19 protein-coding genes are annotated in these 26400 nt (G+C 57.8%); 8 read left to right on the forward strand and 11 right to left on the reverse strand.

The features are described 5' to 3' along the window. Positions 1–210: 210 nt before the first annotated feature. Positions 211–3993 (forward strand): trypsin-like peptidase domain-containing protein, encoded by a 3783-nt coding sequence (locus AC1VNY_RS18630; RefSeq protein ID WP_482406283.1) that lies wholly within the window; start codon positions 211–213, stop codon positions 3991–3993. 71 nt (positions 3994–4064) lie between these two features. Here the strand turns inward: AC1VNY_RS18630 and AC1VNY_RS18635 are convergent, their stop codons facing one another. The 4 genes from AC1VNY_RS18635 to AC1VNY_RS18650 form a co-directional block, all read right to left on the reverse strand. After that, positions 4065–6257 (reverse strand): hypothetical protein, encoded by a 2193-nt coding sequence (locus AC1VNY_RS18635; RefSeq protein ID WP_482406284.1) that lies wholly within the window; start codon positions 6255–6257, stop codon positions 4065–4067. Then, positions 6247–7488 (reverse strand): hypothetical protein, encoded by a 1242-nt coding sequence (locus AC1VNY_RS18640; protein ID WP_482406285.1) that lies wholly within the window; start codon positions 7486–7488, stop codon positions 6247–6249. Before AC1VNY_RS18640 ends, AC1VNY_RS18635 begins: the two co-directional genes overlap by 11 nt. 828 nt (positions 7489–8316) lie before the next feature. Further along, positions 8317–9228, reverse strand: a complete 912-nt coding sequence (locus tag AC1VNY_RS18645; RefSeq protein WP_482406286.1) for a hypothetical protein — start codon at positions 9226–9228, stop codon at positions 8317–8319. A 56-nt stretch (positions 9229–9284) separates the two neighbouring features. Then, positions 9285–9566, reverse strand: a complete 282-nt coding sequence (locus AC1VNY_RS18650; protein ID WP_482406287.1) for a hypothetical protein — start codon at positions 9564–9566, stop codon at positions 9285–9287. A 604-nt stretch (positions 9567–10170) separates the two neighbouring features. Here AC1VNY_RS18650 and AC1VNY_RS18655 point away from each other — a divergent pair. Both AC1VNY_RS18655 and AC1VNY_RS18660 read left to right on the forward strand, forming a co-directional pair. Further along, the gene (locus AC1VNY_RS18655; protein WP_482406288.1) at positions 10171–10881 is read left to right on the forward strand and encodes a hypothetical protein; all 711 of its coding nucleotides are present in this window, start codon (positions 10171–10173) and stop codon (positions 10879–10881) included. A 274-nt stretch (positions 10882–11155) separates the two neighbouring features. Beyond that, positions 11156–11812 (forward strand): cysteine hydrolase family protein, encoded by a 657-nt coding sequence (locus tag AC1VNY_RS18660; RefSeq protein WP_482406289.1) that lies wholly within the window; start codon positions 11156–11158, stop codon positions 11810–11812. Between the two features lie 158 nt (positions 11813–11970). Here the strand turns inward: AC1VNY_RS18660 and AC1VNY_RS18665 are convergent, their stop codons facing one another. Continuing rightward, the gene (locus tag AC1VNY_RS18665; RefSeq protein ID WP_482406290.1) at positions 11971–12990 is read right to left on the reverse strand and encodes a phenylacetate--CoA ligase family protein; all 1020 of its coding nucleotides are present in this window, start codon (positions 12988–12990) and stop codon (positions 11971–11973) included. A gap of 797 nt (positions 12991–13787) precedes the next feature. Between AC1VNY_RS18665 and AC1VNY_RS18670 the strand changes: the two genes are divergently transcribed. The 4 genes from AC1VNY_RS18670 (at position 13788) to AC1VNY_RS18685 (ending at position 17252) form a co-directional block, all read left to right on the forward strand. Next, positions 13788–14951 carry a lipase family protein gene (locus AC1VNY_RS18670; RefSeq protein ID WP_482406291.1) on the forward strand — a complete coding sequence of 388 codons (1164 nt, stop codon included), beginning with the start codon at positions 13788–13790 and terminating at the stop codon, positions 14949–14951. Positions 14952–14973: 22 nt separating this feature from the next. Then, a complete protein-coding gene (locus tag AC1VNY_RS18675; RefSeq protein ID WP_482406292.1) occupies positions 14974–15597 on the forward strand; it encodes a hypothetical protein in 624 nt (207 codons plus the stop codon). Positions 15598–16260: 663 nt separating this feature from the next. Next, the gene (locus AC1VNY_RS18680) at positions 16261–16515 is read left to right on the forward strand and encodes a hypothetical protein (protein WP_482406293.1); all 255 of its coding nucleotides are present in this window, start codon (positions 16261–16263) and stop codon (positions 16513–16515) included. Further along, the gene (locus AC1VNY_RS18685) at positions 16512–17252 is read left to right on the forward strand and encodes a Fic family protein (RefSeq protein WP_482406294.1); all 741 of its coding nucleotides are present in this window, start codon (positions 16512–16514) and stop codon (positions 17250–17252) included. The genes AC1VNY_RS18680 and AC1VNY_RS18685 overlap by 4 nt, the downstream gene beginning before the upstream one ends. Here AC1VNY_RS18685 and mauJ read toward each other — a convergent pair. The 6 genes from mauJ to AC1VNY_RS18715 all read right to left on the reverse strand — a co-directional run bounded on the left by mauJ (position 17212) and on the right by AC1VNY_RS18715 (position 24725). Then, positions 17212–18534 carry a methylamine utilization protein MauJ gene (mauJ, locus tag AC1VNY_RS18690; RefSeq protein WP_482406295.1) on the reverse strand — a complete coding sequence of 441 codons (1323 nt, stop codon included), beginning with the start codon at positions 18532–18534 and terminating at the stop codon, positions 17212–17214. The genes AC1VNY_RS18685 and mauJ overlap by 41 nt on opposite strands. A gap of 227 nt (positions 18535–18761) precedes the next feature. Next, positions 18762–20150 carry a hypothetical protein gene (locus AC1VNY_RS18695; protein WP_482406296.1) on the reverse strand — a complete coding sequence of 463 codons (1389 nt, stop codon included), beginning with the start codon at positions 20148–20150 and terminating at the stop codon, positions 18762–18764. 356 nt (positions 20151–20506) lie between these two features. Next, positions 20507–20950, reverse strand: coding sequence for a hypothetical protein (locus tag AC1VNY_RS18700; RefSeq protein ID WP_482406297.1), 444 nt, complete (start codon positions 20948–20950; stop codon positions 20507–20509). A 262-nt stretch (positions 20951–21212) separates the two neighbouring features. Further along, positions 21213–22523 (reverse strand): type I glutamate--ammonia ligase, encoded by a 1311-nt coding sequence (locus AC1VNY_RS18705; RefSeq protein WP_482406298.1) that lies wholly within the window; start codon positions 22521–22523, stop codon positions 21213–21215. Next, positions 22513–23382 (reverse strand): MurR/RpiR family transcriptional regulator, encoded by an 870-nt coding sequence (locus AC1VNY_RS18710; protein ID WP_482406299.1) that lies wholly within the window; start codon positions 23380–23382, stop codon positions 22513–22515. The genes AC1VNY_RS18705 and AC1VNY_RS18710 overlap by 11 nt, the downstream gene beginning before the upstream one ends. A gap of 866 nt (positions 23383–24248) precedes the next feature. After that, a complete protein-coding gene (locus tag AC1VNY_RS18715; RefSeq protein ID WP_482406300.1) occupies positions 24249–24725 on the reverse strand; it encodes an Lrp/AsnC family transcriptional regulator in 477 nt (158 codons plus the stop codon). 156 nt (positions 24726–24881) lie between these two features. On the opposite strand from AC1VNY_RS18715, the gene AC1VNY_RS18720 reads away from it, so the two are divergent. Next, the gene (locus tag AC1VNY_RS18720; RefSeq protein ID WP_482406301.1) at positions 24882–26396 is read left to right on the forward strand and encodes an NAD-dependent succinate-semialdehyde dehydrogenase; all 1515 of its coding nucleotides are present in this window, start codon (positions 24882–24884) and stop codon (positions 26394–26396) included. Positions 26397–26400: the final 4 nt, after the last annotated feature.

Genomic DNA, 26400 nt, shown 5'->3' on the forward strand with positions numbered 1-26400 from the left:
TCCTTACCCGTTTTTCGACCAAATAGTTCTTATCTGATTGCTCGGGAAGCGTTCCATGCGAAACGAGTTTGTTCCGATCGGCGACGCATTCGGACAGCTGCGCCGAAAAGCGCTCGGGCGTCGCGCCGGGGCGGGTCGGGAAACTAGGTTCAGGTGGACTTCTATAAAATAAGTTGGTGCGCCCGTCGGCATCAGATCGAGTGCGTTCCGATGGATCTGCAGCGTGTTGTTGATATCACGTTCGCAAGTGGAAGCTACGGCAGCGGCTATTTCCTGACCGAGCGCCTGGTCATGACTTGCGCCCACGTCGTCGATCCTTGTGCCATAGGCACGGCGTGTTCTCTCAAGCCGTTGGCTGTACCTGAATGGCCCACGGACTGTGCCCCCGCGCCCCCCGAGGCGCTTACTGCAAAAGTGGTGTGGGTCCGTGACAACGACGACGTTGATATCGCTCTCATCGAGCTTGACCCGGGTCAGCAGCTCTCTTCATCGCTGTCACCCCTGCGTTTCGCCACGATCCAGCCGGGAACGGCCGTGGCCTGCACTGGGGTTGGGTTTCCCGAAGCGCAGGCGACAGGCAGAACGAACGACGATCGTCTCCTGACAGGCCGCGCCAGCTTTGTGGTGAGAGCAAATCGGCTCAATATCGACGTTGCCGACTCGGTTCCGATTCATCCGGACCTATGGCGCGGTTTTTCTGGCACCGCGGTATTCGCGGAGCCGGATCATCAACTCCTGGGCGTCATACGAGTAGTCGATCCAGCCTATGGCGCTCGCAAGCTGGAAGCTACGCCGATCGGCGAGCTTGTGCGCGATCCGGCGTTCGAAGCCTGGAGAACGACGTACGGTCTCATGCCGATCCACGTCGAGTCGCTAAGAGGAGGTCGAGCGCCATCTGAGAGGGCCGATGATGGGCCCAGTATACAGGCGGTGAGCGACTATCTGGCCGATTTCGTCAACAGCATGGTCAAGCAGAATCGATCCTACTTGCCACTCGATGCTGCGGAGGTACCGGTCGATCCATCCGCAAATGCCGTTGACACAGGCCGACTGCGTCGAGGCTATGTGCAACAGGTCAAGCGCATCATCAGATTGGTGTCGGACGTGCGCAGAGGGGGCGATCTCGTCAACGCACAGTTGGCGATTGTCGACCGCCGCAGCAAAATCATTCGCAACGTGACTCGTGAGCTGATGCGGGCCCGCGAACCCCTGGTTTTGCTCGGGGATCCAGGTACCGGCAAGAGCATGACGTTGCGCGAGGTTGCCAAGGACATCGCACTGGCGCAGCCGGGCAGCCGGGCGCCCCTCGTTCCAGTTTATCTCAGACTCGGCGGCTTTTGTCCGCGGCGAATTCCGAATGCGGAAGATGTACGTGCCGTCATCGCAAATGCGCTCTCACCAGCCCTGCGACCGCATCTGGATGCGCTTATCCGGGACAAGCGACTTGTCGTCATCTTCGATGGAATCGACGAGATGAGCCGTACCCAATACGGTGAGCGCATCTCGGTGCTCAGCGACTTTGCCGGGGCTCATCAAAATCGTATCAAGACCATCTTCTCCTGCCGCATCAACGACTTTTCGCCCGAATTCGTGCATCGGCAGATCGTGTTGCTGCCGTTCGACGACGCTCAGATCCGTGATTTTATCGCAAAGAATTACGGACAGTCGAACGTGCTCGTCGACAATCGTCGGATTCATCAAAAGGAACTCTACGAAAGGGTCGTTTCGGACGATTGGCTGCAGACGCTTTGCGTTCCGCAATTTCTTCATCTGTTCATCTTCTTCCTCAAGGTGCAGCAAGCGTGGCCTCAATCCAGGAAGGAAATGCTCGATCTATTTTTCGAGGCCGAGTTTGCCGAGTATGCGACCGAGCTAGAACAGCTGAAAAGACCTGTTGGCACGGCGGCTGCGGTCTTCTCCGCGTGGGCGCGCATTGCGTACGAAATCAGCATTCGCGATCGCGGCACCAGCATTGCACGGACCGCAGTGGCCGAACTGCTGGAGCCGCGCGATGGCGGATCGTCGGCCGTCCTCGAGGCAGGGCTACGGTGCGGCGTGTTCGAAGTCGTTGAGCAGGACGACGACAGCATCGGCTTCACACATCATCGCTACCAGGAGTACTTCACCGCGCGCTACATCGATGAGAATGGTGGCGATGTCGACTGGTTGACCCACATTGACGAAGCGCGCTGGCAGGAAACTATCATTCATCTGACTTCGAATGCGTCCAGCTCGCTGGCCGTCTCTGCGATCAGCCAAAGTATTTCCAATGTCGAGCAGCAGGTTGGTAGCAAAGAAGCAGCGGCGCGGGCCGAGCAGGAAAGACGCATAGCCGATCGCGTCGAGTTCGCATCAAAAGTGGTCCGCTCATACAATGGTAGGACATTTGCACCACTGCCTGGCCTCGTCGCTCAATGTGTCCAGGCGATCCTCTGGTTTGTCGTGAACGGCAACCCGATCACGCAGGTGAAGATGCTATGGGCAAGCGTCAATCTGCCGCCGTTTAACGAGCAGGACATCGTCTTCGACCGCTTGTTGCACTCGAAAGTTCAATGGGCGCGCCGACAGGCGCTGATCATCTTGACCAGTCGGCAAGGGCTTCGTCTCAGTCCGTCCAATCTGGGTTACGAGCTGGCGCTCGATCTGGCCGAGAATGTCTTCCTGACGCGTGCATTCGGCTATTGGTCTGTGATCCGATCGTCACCGGCGCTCTGGCCCCGCTGGTGTTACGCGTGTGCGTGGCTGTGCTTCATCGGTTCGACCCTCGGACTGATCGCGTTGTGGCTGCGCACCGTCCACCTGGCCGCCGGTATGCTGGAGACGGCGCTATTCTACTACGAGATCGTTTATCACATTTCGATACATTGGACGGTCACGGCCGTTGCCGTGACTTTGTTTGCAGCGACGCTGTTTATTTTTCACGTGAGGTCCGGGATCTCGTTGGCGCTTGTGGTGCTCGGAAACGCATTGGTTATGGTGGCGGTTTTCGTCTTGTCGTTTCTGGCAAAACTCCTCGGATTAGGCTTGATCAGTCATCTCTACATCCCCGGTGCTGTTCTTCTCTATGGGTGGCTCTGGGGTGGGCCGACATTGAAGTTTCTTTTCGCTCTTTTGGTAACAGTTACGATGGTGTGGGACGGAGCCGTCATCGGGCTGTATGCGCTCTGCACTTGGCCAACACGAAAAACCAGGTTGAGCATCAGGCGGCTAATTCTATCGATGTTCGATGAGGATATGGTCGAGACGACGTTGGTGGGCCTCGGTGTTGTTGCGGCCGGCGCTATCTTGGTATTTGCAAGCTACTGGATCAAGCTCGTCGTCGATTTCGTTTCTGACAATTTGGAAGTGATACTGCTGTGGTCTGTCGTTGCGCTGCTTCTGATCGCGGTGGCGTCGCTGTTGTTCAGATATCGCTCGGTCATCCGGCGCGACGGCGCAGTGGCTGCCGCGAAAGCATTTATGGCCGAAGTCACCCAGGTGAAACGCCTTGCGATCGGCTTTACGATACTTTTCGGGTTGCCGGCTGTTGGAGGGCTCCTGATAGCGTGGGCGCTCAATCGGAATTTGACTTTCGATCGCGGTTTCACCCTTGAGATTGGCCGGCTTTCGCCGATGCTGACGTGGGCGATCGTGGCCGTGCTCACGATCGTTGCCGCGGTCGCGCTCGGATTGGGTGGATGGGTCGGTGTGAGGGTCGTTCGCGAGAAGATCACCGCGGGACGTCATGGTAGCCTAGATGAATGGACGGAAGCACTTACCAGCGCCAAGGACGATACGTACCGGCAAGCCACACTGCTGCGCAGGATCAATCACAGCGCCTTGAATGCTGCCCCGCGTGCCTTCTGGGCAGCGCTCGTCGCCATCGAGAGTCAAATTCGCGCCGAACCCGCGTTGACAGTCTACTGGCAGCGGCGCCGGGAAATAGAACAGATCCTGAGGCACCAAGAATCTGAGCCGCAGTCGGCATCATCCACGCGAGCCGGGAGTGCATAACCGACGGCATAGGTGCACAAGCCCAAGCTTCGCAGCGCCTTCATCGTTGCCCTGATCACTGCGCCGTCACGTTAGTCAGCGCGCCCTTGAGGTTTGCGGGGCGCTCGATAGCCTTGGCGTCCATCTGCGCCCACGTGGCTCGTCGGTGCCACAGACGGCGGCGGTCCAAGCGTCAGGATTGGATTCCAGTCCGCCGGAAACCCTGCAAAGCCGCTGAACAGGCCGGCGAGGCGAAAAAATGGCGCAGCCGCATCCAGACGAGCCGCCAGCGTGCGTGCCAGAGACCGCGTTTCGTCGTCGGTCTTGAGCCGCCCGCGCACAACCTCGCTCACAATGTCGGCTGCCAATCCAAATCCATCAGCGGTGAACGGCAGACTGCGCCGCGACATCTCGCGCACAAACCAGGGCATCAGCCCGGGATCAAGCGGGGTGCGGGCTGCCATGCGCCGACATTGTTCGGTCCATAAGACAACTCCGTCGGGAATTGCGGGAAACCAGTTGGCGAGATTGCGCGCCCAGTCGTGCATTCGATCGAATTGATTCCCCTTGAGCAGCAATGCGGTCGCGACGGTGGCGGCGAGAGGCGCCCGGAGCTTGAACCGCAGCACCTGCTCGCCGGCCCGGAACGCCTGCGTCAGTGTGTCCTCTGTATGGTCGGCTTTCAATCGCTGCGCCGCCGCAAGAGGATCGCGCGCGCGCAGTTGCTCCCAAGCGACCGCGATGCGGCCGGTCCATTCACTATTGTGCGGCGACAAGAACGCAGCAAAATTAAGGTAATCTCTTCCCTCGATATCGATTTCGAGTTGAAAGACCGGCGGGTCGATGTCGCTCGGCAGTACGCAGCAGAAGCGCTGCCCGCGCTCGTTTTCGATCACCATCAGGTGGCCAATTGGGTCAGGGGCTCGAACGCGGATGTGGAGCTGAACCCGGTGAAGCTCGGATGTTCTAGCCGCCTGAGCATAGCTCAAAATCTCGACAGCGCGGTGATCAAAAGCCTGATTGGTCGACATCCCCAAAATCTGCAGCCGTTTGAGCCACGGATAGGTGAGGGCCTCAGAACCGAAAATCGTATGAAAACGGTCGATGTGCTCCTGCCGACTGGCACTCGGAGGCGCCACGATCGCGGCCTGCTCCGGCTGATAGCGTTCATGAAACCAGTCGCTCTGGGCACGTGCTCGTTCTATCAAGACGGGCGCGCCTGCGGGGCGCCAAACTGTATCACGCGAAAGTCTACCGATCCTTATCTTTTGTGGGCGCGGCAGGGTGACTTCTGCGATCTCGATAGGGTGTCCCGGGTCGGAGGAGGCGACCTCCGAGCGTACCACCTGCACGACGCTTTCCTTCGCGGCCCTGATCAGGGCGGCGACGCGGCCCTTCATATAGCTTGCGAGCTTGTTGATTTCGATCGTGGCAACGAGGCCTTTATTCGTGAGCTCGATCGGCGCCTCATCGAGCTCTGGCTCCGGCTTGTTGCTCAACCCATCGATCAGCGCCTGTCCGAACAGTGATAATCCACCGGACTTCGGGGAATAGGCGCGAAGACCCGACGCGGTCGCGTAGAGCGCGGCCTTTTCGAACAGCGGGTTGACTGGAATCGGCTGGTCGTCATTGAGAATCTTCGTACCCTCCGCCCCGCGCAACGCGTCAACATCGTTGCGGCAGCCGTCCAGCAGAAGAATATGAGAAGACACACGCGTCAAATAGGATAGGGCATCCGTGAGATTGGGGGTGCTGATCGCGCTATTCATGAGCCGCCCCGGCGGCCGAAGATAATCGCTCGGCAGCAGCACCTGGAAGTTCTGTCGCCGCTCCATGCCATGTCCGCTGAACAGGAAAAGGCTTCTGCCAGTGGCGGGGGCCTGCAGCGATTCCATGTCCGCGTACCAGCCCTCTATGGCGCGTTTACAATTATCGAACGTCGCTTCAGGTGCGTGAACGCAGATCGCGGCATCGCAGCCCTCCAGTTCGTCCTGGGTTGCCCTGCCGATGCCTTTTCGCAACGGGGACATCAGCAGCCGTAAGCGCGCGACCGGCCATCCGTCCAGAGCGTAGGCGCAGCGCAGCCATACGAAGAAGCGGTAGGCGGTCAAAGCTGAGACGCTGAGTTGGCCAAGTCCATAGGTCTGCGGCGCCGGCGCAGCACCTTCATGGAGGTGATCATACCGGCTCACCCCGATGATGAGTGCATGCAGACCCGGACCTGCCGCAGAACAGCCCTTGTTGACCCAAACTCCGTGCTCTTCGGCAACCCATTCACTTGGCATGTCCGTTCCCGGCGGCTGGAAGGGCGGCCTTCAGCTTTTCGGCAAAGCGCCGGTAGAAGCTCGGACGTTCGAGATAGCCGCCATGCGCTGCAGCGATCGACATCCCGCTCCAAAATTCCTCGTCATCAATGCCCTTCGCGAAGATGCCTCTGGTGGTAAAGCTGAGGATGTCATTGCGATCCCAGACATTCCACCAACAGCCCAGGTTCGCGCTCGCGACTGGAGTTGGCTTTCCTTTCGCCTTGGAAAATTCGGCAGAACTTGAAAGGAACATGTTGAGCTCTTCGAAAAAGCCAACCTGGCTTGCCGTCGCGCACCAGAAATCAACCTTGATATTGCTGCCCGCGGCGGGCAGAAACGAGGTCAGAACGTCGTAGGCGATCTGTCCACCCATGCTGTGCGTCAACAGCACGATTGGTTCACCGTTTCGCGTCTGCTTGTTTTCTTGCGCCAACGCAAGCTCGTCGATCAAGACCTGCGGTATCGGTCCGGGCGCTTCAGCCGTGCCGCGGCGGGTCATGTAGAAAAGAAGATCGCCCAGAAAGCGCGTAACGAAATCGTTGAGCTTGGGACGTAACTCGCCCGCGATCAGGCCCCCTAGGGCGCCTGGACTGTCGGCCGCCCGCGAAAGACTCTCGCTCACGCGCTCGCGCATGCCGCGAAGCAAGTCGAGCGCACCTTGGCCAGCCAGCGTCGATTGCCGTTCGACATCGGCTTGAACTGCGTCCGCAAGGATCTTGAACTGTGCGTCGAGATCCGGCGCAGCCTTCAGCTGCGCCCGAATGCCTGGGTCACGCGCCACTCGATCTGCAGCGACGCCGATGCGAGCGTGTTGGAGCTCGTCGACGTTGTTGCCGCCGGTCGCCAACGCGACAAGGTCGGCGAGGTCGTTATCGCTGAGCGCGTCTAGACGTGCGGCTTGGGTCGACGCGGTGCTCTGGCCACTGGTGAGGGTCGACGCCGATGCGTCGACCCTCGGCACCTTAGTGACAATCGCATCGAGCAATTCGTTGCGCTCGATCTCAGCGCCTTGACCGAGAAAGGTAGACGGACGCGCGATGCCTTCCCATTTTGGCGGATCACACAGCTGAAACCAGTTAACCGCGCGGATAGAAACGCGTTCCGGATCATTGGCGATCGCTGGCGCAACGATCCGAAGCAAATACTCGCGCACCGGCTCAAAATGTTTCGGGTCTCGGGTGTTCACGCCGTGCAGATAGATGATCGGCATCGCTTCTCTCCCGGTCTCTCGGTTTCTGATAAACTACCAGAGAGTGAGCATTTGCAATACTGGAATTCTCAATTTGAGGTCTGTGTCCCGGTATCGGCAGTGCGGGAGACGCGCGTAAGTGCGCTGCGCGGCCGCCCAGCATAGGGGCGCAGGAAGATCCGGCACGGCGCATCTCCGCTGTATTCAGTTGCTAACCGGCCATTAGCGGCTTTTCGATTTCGCTCGCGGCCGCCGAGCTCGCGATCGGTCTCGCCATGAATTATGAAGGACGGTAAGGCCTTTGACGGTGCCGATCGGCTGCTACGGGCTCGACGAAATCGAGATCAACCGTTCCTGGCGCGAATATCATTGCGAGCCGGCCCCGTCAGAAGACTGAGTTGGTCGAACCAAGACCGCTTTTGTCTGGCATCGCATTCGAAGCACGATGCCGCGAGCCACGGTGCCGCAAACCACGATATCGACTTGCCCCAGTTTCTTGCTGCACCGTTCGCTCCATGCAACATGCATTGACTTGGAAGAGGCGGTTCGTGGGCGCCCTACAAGTTCTCGCCTTCGGCATCACCAAAGCGAAGCGACACGCCGCCGAGGGCGCGCTGGAAATATCGACAAGCGCCAGGTCAAATCGGCCGGCCGAATAGTGCAATTTCTCGCAGGCTCGATCCAAACCCATAGGTCAGTCAAACCAGTTGCACGCACGAACAGCGACGAAAGTGTCCGCCTCTACCTGGAGCATGGTTGGGGGCCTCATCCGATTTTTTGCTGCCGGCGATCTCGCGTGGGATTCCGATCCAAGCGGCCAATCGCTTGCCAGGAAACCCGACGTAATGGTTACGGTCTTACCCGCAGACTATTCTGCAAGATACTGAGCTGACTGTTGATCCCGCTGGTCAGTTGCTGCTGCAGAAGCAAATAAGCCTTCAGGTTGGTTGGTCGTTTCTCGGCTTTCGGTACAATGCCCCTTGTTAGCTGGAACAGTGTCGGCAGCACCATTGGCTTTCCAACATTGGCACCTCGCGCAAACGAGAGCGTAATCTTGTCCGTATTGACCTGAGATAGTCCGCCGAGTCCTCCTGGTCCGTTGAAGTGGACCAGCGCCCAGGTGGGCCCGACCGCACTTGCGCTCTTGGTCACGAGAAACTGGATGGTGCCGCCGAATACACCGTCGGACGTTTTCTGCATATCAAGACCTTCGGATCGGGCCGCCATGGCGACAAAGTCCACGATTCCGAGCGTTCCGGACAAATTTGTATCGGCTTCGGGACAGTCGTGCGCTGTCAAACCTAACGACTTTGGATCGAGACCCGCTTTCGCCGCCAGCTGGTAGGAATACCAATCAATATAGATCTGACGGGTCGAGAATTGCAGGTTCTCCGTGAAGGTGTGGTCGCGGGACTCGCTCAGGGTGCCACTCGCACTGAAGGTGAACGACGTCAAAGGATTCATGTATGACAAGGTCGGCGTGAGACCGCCGGATTCATTGACCTCGATCGACATCGCGGTCAGCACATCAAAATCCTGATTGACCAGAAAGCGGCCGTAGATATTCGCTGGTGCGCTAGGATCAGGAATGTCGGAGCGTACCAGATCTCTAATTTCGCATTGAATGCGCTCGACGATCGTGGTGACGGTTGGATGGCCGAGTCTGGTATAGGGCACATCATAGTGCGGCACAGCGCAGCCGCTCACAACCGATGCAAACGCAAAAGACAAAATACAGGCAAGCGCCCTTGATTGCCGCATGGCTCAGCTCAATCGATTGTCGAAAAATGACTGGGTAATAAAAAAACTGCGTTAGCTCAGGCGCACGAACCCGGATTCCATTGTCCGGTGCCGCCGCGCTGTATGCCAAGCCTGATGCATTGCTGCCTGGTTACATTGGGGACCTGTTCGGAGTGATCGTCAAAGATGATGGTACAGCAGCCGAGCCCTTCCTCCTGCGCCTGCCTCGCGGCTTGCTTTTTTGTCGCTCTCGGCTTTTTCTTTTTGACGGTCGTCTTCTTCTTGACGGTCGTCTTTTTCGCGGAGGCTTTCTTCGCCGTCTTGCTCTTTCTCGCGCTTGCCTTTGCCTTCTTCGCCATGATCTGCCCCATTCTTGCGCGTGCCCCCACGCTGGTACCGTAATCAGAGCCGCTACACGCAAAAGTGCAAGCCAAAGACACGGCAACTTACAAAAAGAAGCGACGTGTTGCCGATGGGCAACTTTGGGTGGCGCGCCTCAAGAGGACACCCATTGCAACATTGTGTGCCTCAGGGGGCCGCGTACAGCTCCTCGGCTATTACGATTGTCCAATCCGTACCAACCAGACTCGGAAGTCGGTGGGCGCCGTGAATACGTTCGCGACCGACCTCTCCGAGTTCGATGGATGGTGGCCGCCGAGCTTCAACCGTTGGTCGACAAAGTCTGGCTACTGCGGAAGTTACCGGCATTGGCGAAAGTGAAGGGATTGAGGCGCACAACCGGAAACCAATGCAAATCGAGAGGAAGTTTTTGGGACGGCGTCGCATGCCCGCACATATCCGCGGCCTCGATTGTCATGCGGGCGACGGTGCGGCCCTCCGGGCAGAACGACGTGATCGAATCTCGGACCCTGATCATCCCTATCGGAATCGGTAGGTGTCTCGAACCCGTCCATGCTGTAGCAGCCTAGGACCCGAAGCATCACAACAGGGCTAGGTGCAGCGATGGCGAGCGTAACCGACCTGCTGCACGTATCGCGCTTCATTCACAGCTATGATGTTGCTGCCGCCCAAAAAGGCATCAAGCTTTCCTTGGGAATGGACTTTCACGAGTATATCTCGATTACGCAGGCGACACCAACGAAGGGGCCTACATATCCGAACTTCCGACCGGACCGCTCGCCAATCAGATCAGGCGAAGGATTCTGGATGGTCGGTGTCGACAAGAACAATGAAGTTGCGGTCGTGCAGGCTGTTCGCCTCTACGATCTTTCGCGCAGCACCTTCGCCGAGCATCTTGAATCCCTAAAAGCATTCTACGCCGATCCGACCAAGCATGCCCATCCGGCGGATGCGTGCACTTGTGCGGCACCAAGTGCAAAGAAGATGTCCGGGAAAGTGGCATATCACGGTGACGGCTGGGTGCGCGCAGACTTTAGAGGTTCGGGCATGCCTGAGATCATGGCAGGAATAGCATTCGGCGTGTCCTTTGCCATGTGGGCGCCTGACTTCGTGTGTGGGCTGGTGGCGCGCTGGCTGATCGATAAAGGCGTCGTTTCGCAGTACGGATATGCGCACCATGAGAAAGCCGGCTCGGTCTTGCGGCTGGTGGAAGAGGAAATTGTCGACGATGATTGGCTGATCTGGCTCACGGGCGAAGAGTTGAGGAACCGTGTTGTTCGTCAAGAGAAGGCCGTGCTGATGTTGGCCTCCTGAGCTTCGCCGGCGCACTGCGATATGTAACCGCGACGGGAGGTCAAGCTTGGCCAATCCTCGCCCACAAAGCCCCGGTCCGCTGGGAACCATTTGCACTGTCGGTGTCGTATGTGAGAACCTGCAGTCTTTCAAAGCCTGCTTGGGTCTGCTGAGGGGCGCGCCGCTTGCCGCACAAGCTGCCTTGAATTCGTAAATCATCTGATCAATGGTCCCGAGCAACGCGCAGATCGCGGCCTTGATTGTTCTTGGGCTGATCGGTGCGCGAGTATAAGCCATGTCAACGACCGAATGTCCGACGCGCGAAGTGCCGCTCAATCCGGAGCAGTCGGCGTTGTTGCTGATCGACGTGCAGAACTTTTGCGTCCGACGCGATGGCGGTGAGTTCAGGAACATCTCGGACGCCGAGATTGCCAGCAAGTACGGCTATTATTTCGATCGCTTGAACAGCGTTGCCATACCTAACATGCTGCGGCTGCAGGCAGAATTTCGTGCGGCAAGGATAGAAGTCCTTTACACGACGATCGAGAGCCTCACACAGGATGGTCGCGATCGCGGCCTGAACTACAAGATCGTGGGCTTCAATGTCCCGAAAGGTTCATGGGACGGGAAGGTCATTGACGAGCTTGCGCCCGGCGATGACGAAATCGTGCTGCCGAAATCGTCATCGAGCGTCTTCGTCGCCACCAACATCGATTACCTGCTGCGCAATCTTGGTGTTAAGCAGCTGGTATTGGCCGGGGTGGTTACCGACGAGTGCGTGGAATCTGCTGTACGTGACGCTTGTGACCTCGGCTACCTCGTGACGCTGGTGCCGGATGCCTGCGCCACCTACAGCCAGGAGCGTCACGACAACAGTTTGCGGGTGATCGAGGGGTATTGCCGCCAAGTCTGCACAGACCCGTTGATTGAGGAGATTGCTGCTGCTTGCTGACCTGCGGCGCCCGGCAACAGGCGCTCATGGTGGGGAGCAATGCGCCGGTAGCGCTTGCGGTGCAGCTCGATGGTGACGATTGCTGCGGCTGCGCTTGGCCGAGATTGCCACATCACGATGGCATGCCGGCAGTCTACCCGATAAAGTGCGTGGGGCCCTTATGGCAGACAATCGCCACCCTGAGCGTGTGAAAGGTGGCTTGTTCTTTCTAGAATTCGTATTTTCCTGGAGGTCAGCCCGCACGAACACGTTCCGTCTGGATCGGACCATTCAGCGCGATCGCCGGTCCGAAGCCGAACAACCGGCATGCGGGAGCGGTGCAGGTTCGAAATGACCAGCTCTGTCGCGCCCGCATCGTTCGTTGAACTGAGCTCCGCGTAGATGAGGCCTTCATGAAGGTGGTACTCGCCAGGGCCGCACGAGGAGCATTGGAAACCGATGGCGCCGTGGTCCGGTGTCTCAAATACCGAGTGGAAAGATAAATCTTCTCCGAATCGCTGTGCGAGTCTCGATCGAAGCTGCTGAGACAAGGGCTCTGCGCCTTTAATTATGCGTCTAATCCCGGCGTAAGTCAGGCCGCGAAGTTCTAGGTAGGACAGGAGTGGGAGGAGAGCACTCAGAGGTCCAAGGATTGCGGTTGCCCGCAATTCTTCCATGATGTCTGCAATTTCTTGCGCTTTCTTATAGTCCTGAATGGGGATGATGGTGCACACCGTTCGTGACAAAGCATAGAAACTGCAATATTCGGCGTGATAGGTTCCAGTGCTCCCCAGTACGAGCACCCTGTCGTCGCTGGTGATGCCTGAAAGACAGTACGCCTTTCCATCGAAGCATGCGTTGTACAGCATCTCTTCATGCGTGCCGATGAGAGTCCTCGGCTTCCGTTGCCCTCCTGTGGGAAGGATAATGTCCGAGCCATGGCATGGTCGGCCGGTCTCAGGGGCAACAGACGAATGCAGATGTTCAATGTGATCGTAAATGTCGCTTAAGCCCACCGTTGCCCAAGCCAACTTGATGTTGGCCAACGTCGGTTGTTCGGCCCCGGCCGGAAATTGATGGCGCGTACCAGGATGTCGGATTGCTCTGCGCCATAGCCTGAGTAACGACCGCCGATGGTAGTCGGCGCGGCTTTGAGCAGGAATGAAGTCGACGTCAATTGGGTTGACTTTCGGGTCCATGGGCCTCCTCAGGTGGATCATCGCTGATCATAATCCGATGCGCGTCTTTTCGGAGCTGCCATAAGCTCCACACCGCCGGAAACTCAGCCGCTCTGCTATCGAAGGTGAACAGATGCGATCCGCCATTATTCGCTCAATGGGGAAGGTTTCGCTGCGCGGGTTCTGATGGGCCTTGCTTGCATGAGAGGACAGATGCCGACAATGCCCGCCTTAAGGCGACGCCGTATGTAGGACTGGTTTCAGGGACAAGGCTCAAGGCGCTGCGGCGCTCCCGATGACGTTGCATTGAACTGCGCCACCTAAGTGCATGAGTTGGGCCAAGTGTGCCGGAGAAGAGTGCAGCTAGACTTGCTGTGTCGCGTTTGCGACGCATCGGCAGGTTCGTGACAGCCAAAGGTTTGCGTCCGGACAGAAGGTACCAGGCCCGCCGCGCAAGCTCCTGATAATTGGCATATCGAGAATACCCTAGGCCGGCGCCCGTTGTGGCGGCCGCTGCCCCGCCTCGTGGCGCGGTCGCTGCTCATCGCTTGCCCGATGACGGCACGGCCTGGTCGAAGCCGCCGCACATCAGACGTCCGCCAGCTTCCCGCCTCAAAACATTGGAAGGTATAGGCAACGTTGTGCCTTTGCGACGCCATCGGCAATTTATGGTTATCATTCAGAGGTTGCGCGTAGGCCGATCTGCGCCTAGGGTTGGCCCGGGTCGGTCGGCGTGAATTTTTTCATTGTCGCTTTGTCTGACGGAATTGCCGGGCGAACCTGCAAAAACGCCACTCGATGGACGGGAGGCTACCTAAGTGTCCGATCCGTACAAAGGGCCAGACCAACACGTCGTCTTGCTCATTCATGGCATTCGCGACTACGCGCTATGGCAGAACGAGATCAAACACACGCTGGAGGATGAAGGCTTCATCCCCGTTTCCACGAACTATGGTCGGTTCGACCTGTTTCGTTTTTTGGCACCGGTCAAATGGTTCAGAAATCAAGCTATCGAAACTGTATGGGTGCAGATTCGTGATGCCCGCAAAGCTAATCCGGGAGCTCGCTTCTCTGCAATCGCGCACAGCTTTGGGACTTATGTTTTTGCGCGGATATTGCAGAAGGGGTTTGATCTCCAGTTCAACCGCGTGATCTTTTGCGGCTCTGTTCTGCCGTTCAATTTTCCGTTCGAGCAAATATCGGATCGCTTCACCACACCCATCGTGAACGATGTAGGCACGAGGGATGTCTGGCCAGCAATGGCCGAGAGCGCGACGTGGGGTTATGGCTCTGCCGGAACGTATGGTTTCCGTAGGCCGCGAGTGGAGGACCGCTGGCACAACGGCGCACATCACGGCTACTTTCTCTGCTCCAGCTTTTGCAAGAAGTTCTGGGTGCCGTTCCTTCGGGAAGGCACGATCGTTCGCGCCGCGACGGAGGCGGAGTCTCCGAAGCTATGGCTTCGCATTCTTTCGTTACTCAGAATCAAGTATGTCGTTCTCGCTTCGCTCGCGGCGGCGATCTTCGCGGCTTCTGTCAGCATAACATGCGGCTTGAGTGGGTCTGGCTACAGGTTCGGCGAAGATGATCACCGCTTCTTTTATTGGACCGGGACCATCACTGCACTCTTACACGACACACAAGATAGGTGCGCACTTGCATCTATTGTGGGCGATCAGTCTAGGATGATGAGGCTTCTTGCTTGCCGACAGTTTGCCACGGTTGAACGATCCGATTCTGATCAGGTGAAGAGCACTGTCTCGTGTGCGAATTTCAAGTATGGGCAACGCGCGTCCGAGCGTGATCCCGTTCGTGCGCTGGAACTTATCGGCGAGAAATTCCCGAACTGCGTGTCAGTCAGACGCACCCCTTCTGGCGGGATCGAATTGCTGGCACGAACGGAAAATATGACGAAGGTCAGGGATCGCTGGCTATGTGACTGTAGTCCCGAAAAGGTGGAGGAGTTTCGTCGCGGCAACTGAAGCTTAATTTAGGAGGTCTCCTATGAGGCTCAAAACGCATTGCTTAAGGGTGATTTTCTCAGCGGCGTTTGTTGCGATTGATGCAAGCGTCTCCTTCGCAACCGCGTATAAGTGCACGGAGGCAAAGACAGAAGCGCGGCTGGGGGCGGACGGCAGCGTATCCAGCAACCATAGCAATGGTAAGTGTGTCTGGAGCGTAAACGGCGTGAGCTCCGAGTTTAGGCCGGACCTGGCAGCCATCCGGAGACGTACGCTCAGTGCGGTCAACACGATCACGCGTGACGAGTTCGGGCGCGGTGGCAATGATAATGGAGTATCGGTTCTCATGGATCTGCTCGTCGGCCCTTTCCAGGGCGAAAACATCCCCGAGAGGCTCAGACTTACCTTCGGCAATGAGATGAGACAATATTTGCGCGACTTTGAAAGCTGCATCGCGAAAGGCGGCGAAAATTCTTCATTCGACAGGGACAGAGCGTTTTGCCGTCAGGTTTCTGATCGAGACGACAGAAGATTCAACAAATGGTCGCTTGAAATTTTTCCAACGCAGCCGCTTTTGGTCGTTGGGGCAGAGATTGAGGGCGAGCGGTACATCTTCTCGATACCGGTCGTTTACCTGAGATCCCGCTTTCAGTTTCGGCTGGAGTAGTGTCAGCATCTTATCGGAAGCTGGAGCGCAGCTTTTAGGTCGAATGAACCTCACGCCGGCTTCGGAGCGCCCAGGTTGTCGACCACAGGCTCGATGACCTCCGCACCAGTTTTCGGCTCATCGTGAAGCGTCCGGCCGCGAAATGCGGGCGGTAGCCCGAACTCTGGTTGAGGAGCGCGGAGAGCCGCCCACTTCATTTTGTTTATCGGCTATCCGGCCCATTCGACTTCACTACGGTCGAAGCTTGCCGTTCATTAGGTGAGCCGTGAAGATCAGTTGTCCGACCCGGGGCCAGACGCGACCGCTGAGAGGTCGTCATTTGCGGCAGCGGCGCGTTGTTCGCCGAACTGGAAGAATTTCCTGATCGTAAAATGCGCTTCAAGCAAATGTCTTCGGCCCGCCGAAAACGGCGGAAAGTCCTGAAAGTCAGCGATGTATGCTGGCCGTGCGGTCGAGCGTTCCTGAATGAGGGCCAACCCTTGATTTAGATGGATGTTTCCACCGTTCGCTTCGTCCTTCCGAAAGGGCCTCGGCATCGCAACAAGCAATCAGGAATTTGTTGGGGGATTTTCAGTGGCTTATGCGCTCTCAGATGCCTCTAGAGGACTGCAACTTAATGGATTTTCAGGTCTTGACTTACTATATTGGAGGCGAGGAGAATCCATGTCGAGCCATCGTTTAGCGACCAAGCCCCACTATACTGCCGAGGTAATCCGGAGGCTGGCGGCCACCAACAACGTTGCGGTCGCCGTGACCGCCAACGACGTCTTTGCCCAGCACGTGACGCGGCTCTCCGGCGATGACGTGAATTTCGACGATATCGAGAATATCATCGTCGCGCTTCAGCGAGCCGGGATTTTGGACCGAGTCGAGGCCGTGCGCTTTCAGGCGCGTTATCTGCGCGAAAGCCGTCCGTGACATTTGATCCGTTCGGGGATTTTGCGACGCGTGGCTATTTGCGCAACGTGGCAAAAGCCAAAGATCCCCAAATCGTCCAACGCCTTCTGCATACCTCTTTTCTGACCGGTATCGATGCGGCCCTGGCGGACCTCAAGGCGCAGCCGTCGTTGAGCTACGCCAATATCCTTCAAACGCACAAAACGCTCTTCGAGGCGGTCTTTCTATGGCCCGGAGAAGATCGCTACACGAACGCGTCCCATATCTTTGTTAAGAAGGGTTCCATTATCTTCGCCCATCCCAACGATATTTGCAAAGCTATCGACTACGCGTTGGAAAAGGAACAGGACAAGACATTCATGGCGGAGAAGTCCGGCGAAGTTATGGGCTATCTCGCCTACGGTCAGCCCTTCCTCGACCGCAATGGCCGCACCATCATGTTGATCCATGCGGAGCTTGCGCGCCGCGCGGGCATCGGGATCGACTGGGCCGCTACCGACAAGGGTCAGTACCTTGCCGCGTTGACTGAAGAACTCGAGCAGCCGGGCAAAGGCAAGCTTGACGCTTATCTGAAGCCATTCATCCGCAAGAGCTCGCAGATGAAAGACATTGCGCATGCTATCAGGGCAGCGCCGGGCCTCGATGGCAGCGAGGCCGTCTCCGTTGCGGGCGAGACAAGCGACCCAACGCTCAAGGCGCAATACCTAGCGCAGGAAGTCAAACGCAAGGGCGCGCAAGGCGCAGCAAAGAAGGACTAGGTAGGAGGCTTCTTTTCCGGCCAGGCTCCTTGATTTTGCTTGAAGCACCTATGTGCCCGCGTACATCACGTCCGAGATGGCGAATTCGTGCTCGATGAAGCGGCGCGCCAGCCTGTGCATGACACGGGCGGCCGTATGCAGGCGGACAATCTCGTGGGCATCGTCGGGGGCGGACTTTGAGTGTTTTCCTGCATGCGCCACCGCAATACGGCATGAATCGTGGATTATGGGGCGGTTCGCTGCCGCATATGGCGAGAAAGCGGCTGATATCGTCGTCTTCCCTGGACTCGGTGCGCTGCTCTTCAAAATTCGTGAGAAACCATTTTCGCGCAGCTTCCTTGCCGGGATATCGGATCTCGATGATCTTGTAGTAGTTCAGCACGGCGTAGCTGATGAATTCATTTTGCTGAGCGTTCCGCGCCTCCCGGTAGAGTGCCAGCGCGCGCCGTGCCTCCTCCGAATCCGGCATTTTCCGGTCAAAGATGTAGTCATGTGCCGTTGTGAAAGCGAGGTCGCGCTTTGATACCGGAACCGGGAGGGGATTGCCTGACCATCCATACTGCGCAATCGCAAAGTTATCGTCACACCATGCCATCATGCTCAGAAAGCGGTTGATGACCGTCAGAGCCGCACGGTCGTCAAGATGGTTAGCCGTCAGATCGATGTGGACTGATTGTACGTGGTCCTTGGTCTTTGGCATCAGCACCAGCCGGTATTGGTCGAAGGTGATAAGCGTTTCCTCTTTGGGCCAAGTGACCTGATTATCCACGCCGATATGGAGAAAGCGCGAGCCGTTGCGGACGCCGAGCTTCCGGTAACGTTCCTGCTCAGCTTCCTCGGCGTCGTACTCTGAACCGTCGCCGGCTGGCGGCCCGGGAAAGCGCTCGGCAAGCTCACATTCCCGCGCTAACCGCCGAAAGAACTTTTGCGTGAACGACATTTCGCGCAGCGCGGGCGCATTCATGCGATCGCGGTCATAGTCGTGGTCGACCTCGCGTCCTGCCGAGAGCTGCGAAATCGCTTCCTTCGGTACAAAATAGGTTCGTCGCTTTTCTCCGCCGTGCTTGTAGACGACCTCTGCGCCGCCATGGCTGTTTGTGCCGGTTTCAGCAACGGTCAGCGTCATGCGGATGATGCTCTTTCGGGGGGCTTCTTCATCTGACAGAAGCACGCCAACGACGTCGCTGAGCGTGCCGGCCATGATGAATGATGCTTCGGCGCCTCCAGCCGGGCGCAGCCCTTCCAATATGATTGCCACATGCCCGGCCCAACCGCGATGCATCGGGACAAATCCGAACACGGCGGCGGCTATGTGCGTGTTCGACAGCTTCTCGTCACGCCGCTCCCTTCCGCGCGGGAGCTAGCCGTATCGACGCAAGGAATCAAATCGCTGGTCCAATTCCTGCGGCGTGCTGTACGACACATCGCTGTTCTGGCAGAGCAACCCAAGAATACGGGCCAGGGTTTTTGCATACATCGCCACTGTCTTTCCGCGCGCTCGTCCAGCATCTAGTCGTAGGCCAGGCGATAGTCCCGGAGCACGGGATTGGACCGAATGCGCTTGATTCCTTCCCCGGAAATCGGCAGGTCGAGAGCGGTCAGGAGATAGCAGAGCGCTTCCATCGCTCGCGTAGATTTGGAGAACGCGCGGAATTCGGCGTCACTCTCTGGATTGAAGTGACCATGGGCGCTTTTTCCGCGAAAGTTGTTCGCGCGCTTTAGGTGGTCGGCGGCCTCGGGCGGCAGAACCCCGCTGCCAAATCTTGCTTCGACCGTGCCGATGAGACGTTCGAATTGCTGCTTGGCCGTTTCCGCCCTGATCCTCCGGATGGCGCCCGCGATCCGCTCGCCAATCGAAGGGCCAAGCCCGACTTCCTGCGCCTTGGCAACCGCCGTGCCCGCGATCGAGTCGATGTCGGACTGCGAGAGAACGGGTTGCGCTTTCGCGATAGGGATGTCCTCAAGCCAGCGGCAGGCGTTGAGAAGCCTTTCCGAGGAGACCACGTTCTTCAGGCCGAAGTTCGTGGTCATCAGCGCATTGGGACGCCGCCAGGCCGCGGCCCGGTTCATCCACTCGGCAAGGCATTCCCGGAACGAGACGAGTTCCTCATCATCCCAGCATCGAACTGGGGAACCGCCGACCCAGAGATCGCGGTTGTCGACCGCGACCTCGGGCCAAACATAGTGAACTTGATGGTTGCCGGGATATTCGTGTTTTTCGACCGCTTCCATCATGTGCGCGAACGAAAGGCGGTCGATCCGGATCGCCGAAGGCTTCAGCTGCACGCCAAAGCAAAACGATAGAAAGGCGACGTAGTCCGATACCGCCACGATGTAGTCCTGAATGGTACGCGGCTCATCGAATTCGATGCCAAAGGTTGGCCAAAGCTCCTTTGGCGCGTCGAACTCCATGCCATAGGTCGCGCCATACCATGCCTGAAGCGTCATCCCCATGGCGGCATCGTTGAAGATCGTGAGGTGTTCTTCGCCCGGAAATCGTTTGCTACCGATCGCTCGGACCTTGCGGTCGTGCTCCATCAGCTGCTTGGTGTGCTTGACCTCGAAGGAGACCCGCTTGACCCCGTCCTCGGCCGTCCACGGGTTGTGGCCAATGACGGCAATGTTCGACAAAATCTCCTGACGGTAGGTCACGCGCTCGGGAGCAATACTCCGTGAGCGCGCTCCGGCAATCGTTGTGACGTTGGAATGCAGTGAGACGATTTCATTCGTCTCCGTTTGCAGAAAGAGCGGTTGCTCCCCCTTGATATGAAAATGGCCGGTATAGCTGTAAATCTCGGCGCGGAGCTCGTCGTCGGAGACCAGGACCGTTCCGGTGAGGTCCTTGCCCGTGACGAGCTCGACGCAGTGCAGCGGCTTTCCGCTTTCGATGTTTGGCATAGGACACCCTGGATGAATTACTTACCCAGCACCGTGCGTCAGCTAGAGCCGCCAAGCCGCCAGAGCAACAAAAGGGCGAATTGAGCACCAAAGGTCACTACAGCAAAATGGCGAGCGCTTACGAAACGATTGCAAGGTGGCAGGATGAGTGGCGCACGAACAAAGGCAAGCCCTGTTCATATTCTGCTGAGCTTGAGGCAGAGCCCATGTAACGACGATGAGCAGGGCTTTGCCGGGACGTTAGCCTGGTATAGGATGATCAATGGGCTACACCGCTGATGTTTGCATTTTGATGCGGACCTTGGGTTTTTCCAGCCACACGGCCTGATCTATTCCTTTGATGGACCGGCGCACCTCTAAAACGCACAACCTGCCTCCCTTAATCGTTCTGTAGAATCCGGCAGGAAGCCACGGTTTCGATGTGCTCGTTCTAGCTGAGAGAAGGTTGACGAGACCTCGCTTCTTTGCCCAATCATCACAATCAACGCGATGAGGAAGTTCGGGAATACGATCAAGGACTTCCTTCTGATCCACGTCATATCGTCATCCTCGCGCAACTCCCCAGGCATCCGCTGCTGACGAATCGCATCGCTATTTCGGCAAAGCACGAAGCCGCGGTATTCGGGTTTCAAGCCAGCAGTCTGGGGAGGCGCTTCGCTCTTCGTCGAGGAGCTGGACGTGGCGACGCTGCCCAGGTTGGCATAGGGGGCGACCGAGCCATCTGCTTTGCGCGCCCTGCAGAGGGCGCCACGAACGGACGCCGATCTCAATTGCCCGGCGACGGAGGCAATTCCGTCCAACAAAAACGTCCAATAGAGCGTGCAACGCCCAGGGATTTGAATCTGTCCAGGAAATTCACCAACATGATTGATAGGAAAAAAGAACTTGGTTCACAATAAATCGTTGTGGTGCAGTTCTCCACGTCCCACGACCTAGTTTGGGTTGCTCTCATACAAGGGCGATTATTCATCGTTTCCCCGCAAAACGGCTGATGCGACGGAGTCTTTACTCCGAAGCAGTAGCCCGATCACCGATCGGACTGGTAGCTGGACTTTCCATCCTTCAGTAGACCTGCTCATACAGGCTGCAGATCTCCCGTTGCGGTTTTCCCTCAAGGAACGCCATCTCCCCCTTCTTGTGCTTTGCGTAGGTGTCGGTGAACCCGGCAGGAAACCACGCGGTTACTGTGGAATTCGCCAGCAAGCGATCAAGGGCTTCGGGCAAAGATGTTGGCAGACGGCAGTATCCACGCGCCGCCAAAGCCGATGGATCGAGAAGCGAGAGGTCCTCGGTCGTCGCTTCCGGCGTCGGCAGTTCTTCTTCAATGCCCTGGATCCCGGCGTGCACGATGGCGGCGAGTTGCAAGTGCGGGCTCGCCGTGGCGTCGGCAGCGCGGAACTCAAAATTGAACTGAGCTGCTTTGGAAATGTCGCTCAAATCAGAAACGGGGCAGATGCGGACTGACGCCTCGCGGTCGCGGAAGCCGAGATTATTGAAGGCCGCGCTCCAACGATGCGGCGTGAGCCTCAGGTAGGATATGACGCTCGGCGCCGTGATCGCGACGATCGCGGGGAGATATTTCAGGATACCGGCAACGAATTGGCCAGCGGGCTTGGAAAGCTCATGTTTGCCGCTCGAATCCCAGGTTGCCGGCCGGTCGCCATTGAGGAAGCTGAGATGAATGTGAACGCCGTTGCCGACGCCGGCCGGGTCCCGGATGGGGGTGAACGTCACCTCCTTTCCGGAAGCGTTGGCAACAAAGCGCACGAGTTCCCGTAAGATCGTAGACTGATCCGCTATGGCGATCCCGCGCGACGGTCCCATCGTGACTTCATACTGACCCGCACCAAACTCCTTCATGAAGGTGTCCGGCTCTAGACCTGCCGCGCGCATCGCTGCGACCACCGCTTCGGCCAGGCGTCGCTCGATACGGAAGCCATTTACGCTGTAGGCCTCTCCAATGCGACCGGCGTCATTGCGAAACTGGAATTCGTGTTCGAAAGCCCCAAGTAGCGTAAGTCCCGTCACCCGATCGAGGCGATCGAGAGCGCCTTTGAGGATTGAACGCGTACAGAATTCCCACGGCCGGCCATCGGTGTGGCGGATGTCACCAAGCGCGAAATGCTCTGCCGGCAGATCATCGCTTAATTGTACGCGCACCCTCGCGGTTTCATCGGGAATGAGGACGAGGTCGCCAAGCGAGCCAAACGGGCTTTCGGCAATCGTGTCGAAACACGTGATCTGGGCGTTGGTCGGCGTCCAGCCAATGCCCCGCTTTACCCGCTTGTCGAATTGCGTCGCGGGAAAGGCCTTGCCACGAACCTTGCCGGCAAGATCCGTGCAACATGCAATCAGCATTTCCTCAGCGATCATTTTTTTCCTCCGAAGGCTGACCCGGCGGCGCCAGGCGAAGTCTGTCCCAGGCCTCCAGCCGCTTTTTCGTCGTCGACCAGTTCGATTCCGAGACTTTGACGATCAAGGCTTCGACCAGGGTAAGTGCGCAGACGAGCGTGTCCCACGCCGTTTCAATTTCGATCGGCAGGGCAATTACATGGTCGCTGTGACGGGCGATTGGCGACATCCACTTGTCGGTGATCAGCACAATCGACGGTCGGCATTCCCTTGCGACGATATCGGCGAGCGTCTGCAGGTCCGCCTGGTAGCGGCGAAAATCGAACAGGACGAGGACGTCTTGCTTGCGGATCGCCAGTAACTGGTCCGGCCAGTGCTCTGGATTGGGTGGAAGATGATACACCTTCGGTCGAATCTGCTTGAGGTGCACCGACAGGAAATGAGCGATGCTGTCACTGACGCGCCCGCCCAGCACGAAAACTGCTCGAGCTGGATCGGCGATGAGCCCCAGGATCCGGTCGAATTGCTCCTGCGGAATGCTTGCGCTCATCTCATGTATCCTGTCGCAGGCCCGCCGTGCGTAGTCGGCTAGAAATGCACGACGGCTGCCGAGCTTTTCAGTAGCCTTGAGCTCTAGCGGGGAGCGCCGGCTTTCGCGCAATTCTGCAATCAGCTGACGCTGAAACTCCTGATAGCCGGCAAAGCCTATCTTCGTGACAAAGCGCGTGATCGAGGGCGCACTGACGCCTGTCCGCTCGGCCAGCTCCTGAATGGTCTGGAGGGCGCCGAACGGATAGTCCGCCAGCACCGCATTCGATATCTTGCGCTCGCTGGCGGTGAGGTTGGCGCTTTCACGCCTTATTGTTTCACGCACGGTCATGATGGCTGCAGCAACTGATTGGCGAAGAGTGGGATATCTATCCCCGACTACTATCGATTATGAAAAAAAATAGTCAAACGAAAAAATTAACTTGACTCTGATTGGAAATTTTTGTTCATCGCTATTACCCTTTCTGGCGAACTTCGTCCGCTAGCTTCGGTGATGGCGCCGCGGGTTTTCGAGGCCTTGCTCCGTTTCCAAGTCCTTTCCCGTTCGCGGCCGACCTCGCGACGCGGCGCAAGCTGTTACGAACGGCCAACAGGTATCCTCATTCTGCCGACCGTACGTCCTGGCGCCATCCGGCGTCCACGCGGCAGCGCAATTGCTGATCTCATCAACGGAGCGGCATGCCGTGACAAGCGGCAGCATCACTGCCTGACTTAGCTCGAAAGGCATGTGCTGGTCCGAGATCGAGACTTTAGGGAGGAGCAGCTAGCTAGAAAAGTCGCTGCAGACGTTTTGCTTTAGCTCTTCTGCTTTGTACGAAACTGCTCTGCGGCGGTGCGATCTGCGGCGCGGCCGATTGACGTGTGAAGGCATATGCCTTGCTAAACAGCTCCGGATACCTTGCCGCGACGTTTTCCGGATAGTCGGGCAGCAATTTTTGACGGCTCCAATAGGCGCGTAAGTTACGAAAGCACGTCCCTGGATGGCAACCAGCTGAGCATCCTTCGCGCCATCCCCTCTGGGACGCATGTCAGCCAGCTGAGGTAGAAACCGCGTTATCCTTGCTCTCAGCCGCTCATAAGAACAAGTCAAAGCGAGTTGGCGGCCGCTCACGGCAAGAATCTGCGGTTGCCTCCGAGGACCGCACGGCCTGGCAATGAAGAGCACTCAACGCATCGATCCGCGAGACGCCGCCGCAATCAATCCTCGGGCGGAGCCTCAATTGGAACGGCAAAACCCGCCTTTACGCGGTCCATGATGACCATCGTTTTGAAGCCTTTTATGTCCGGGTTCTCATAGAAAAATCGCCGGGTGAACTGCTCATACTCTTCCATGGTGCGCGCGGTAACATACAGGACAAAGTCGGCATCGCCGGTGACGTAGAACCCGTTGACGACATCAACAGACGACTTGATCGCCTTCTTGAACCTGTCGATGATATCCGACCGCTCACGCTCCAGATTTACCAGGACGAGCATTTGAATGGGCCGTCCCACCGCCTTGGCAGAAACGATAGAGACATCGGCCTCGATGATGCCCTCTGAACGGAGCCTCTTCAGTCGTCGCTGACAGGCGGTCGCGGAAAGGCTCGCCATTTCGCCGATCACCTCGGATGTCAGACGATTGTTCTTTTGCACGATCTCGAGGATTCGGGCGTCTATTCGATCGTACTGCATAGTCGTCTCCAGCCTTGAGGTGAATTTCACCGCAAAATGCCTGCGCGATGCAGGAAATCATCGAAGCGGCAGGAAATGCGGCGCAAATGTCGTTTGCGACACCAGTATCCTGAATGCACAGGAGATTTCAACAAGATGACCGCTTAGGACCTCCGAATGGCGTTTGAAACTATCCGACAAGTCAGCCCTCGTTCGGTCGGTCTTGCTGCCAGCCACCTGCTGAATCTGCGCCGACGCGATTTTGTGGCCGGAGAGGCGCTAATCGACGGACGCTGGGTTGCGGGCGACCAAAGAGACCTGGTGGTCGATCCCGCGACCGGGGAAGAGATCGCGGACGTGGCTCGTTGCTCTGCTCGGGATATGAGTCTTGCGATCGCGGCAGCCGATCAATCCTTTGCTGCATGGCGAAGACTGTTGCCGGCGAGGCGTGGAGCGATCCTCAGGTCCTGGGCGTCATTGATGCTCGACCATTCCGAAGAACTCGCCGTTCTCGTGACGAGCGAGCAGGGCAAGCCACTGAAGGAGGCCCGCCAGGAAATCGCGTACGGTGCCGGATTTCTCGATTGGTTCGCCGCGGAGGGGGAGCGCGCATACGGCGAGACAATCCCCAGCCACAAGGCCGGAAGCCTGCTTCAGGTGCGAATGCAGCCGATCGGTGTGGCCGCGGCGATTACTCCGTGGAACTTTCCTGTTGCGATGATTACCCGAAAGGCCGGGGCCGCTCTTGCCGCCGGGTGCCCGATCATTGTGAAGCCCGCACCTGAGACGCCGCTCTGTGCGCTTGCCGTGGCCAGGCTGGCCAACGAGGCGGGCATCCCGCGCGGCGTATTTCAAGTGGTGGTTGGTCATCCAATCGAACTTTCGACGCCGCTATTGCGCGATACCAGGATACGCGCCCTTTCTTTCACTGGTTCTACGCAGGTCGGTCGTCTGCTTCTTGAGGGCGTAGCCGATACGATCAAGAAGGTCTCGCTGGAACTGGGTGGACATGCGCCTTTCCTCGTCTTTGATGACACTGACATTGAGAAAGTCGTCAACGGAGCGATGGCTGCAAAGTTTGCCACGTCAGGTCAGGACTGCCTGGCTGCTAACCGCATCTATGTTCAAAGAGGCATCTATCCGGCCTTCGTCGAGGCGTTTGCTGCGGCGATGGCTCACCTGAAAGTCGGTCACGGACTGGACGCTGTGACAGACATCGGGCCGATGACCAAGCTGTCGGTCGCCAACAAGTGCAGGGCCCAGATCGACGATGCGGTGAAGAAGGGCGCGCGCACTCTTTGTGCGCATCAAGGCGCCAGTTTAGGTCCGAACTTTGTCTCTCCGACGCTGCTAAGCGATGTCACTGAAGACATGCTCATTGCGCGTGAGGAAACGTTTGGGCCGGTCGCTGCCGTACTTCCGTTCGAATCCGAGGAAGAGGTCGTCGCCCGAGCCAATGCCAACGAAATGGGGCTGGCTGGATACATCTACACCGACGATCTACGTCGGGCGCTTCGCCTTTCCGAGCAAATAGAGTGCGGCATGCTCGGTATCAACACGGCCTCATTCACAGGACCGCCAATTCCATTTGGGGGGTGGAAGCAGTCCGGGCTCGGTCGCGAGGGCTCGAAACACGGATTGGCGGAATACATGGAACTCAAATACGTCTGCTTCGGCGATTTGGTTGCTTAGGAGA

The sequence above is a fragment of the Bradyrhizobium ferriligni genome (assembly GCF_056837965.1).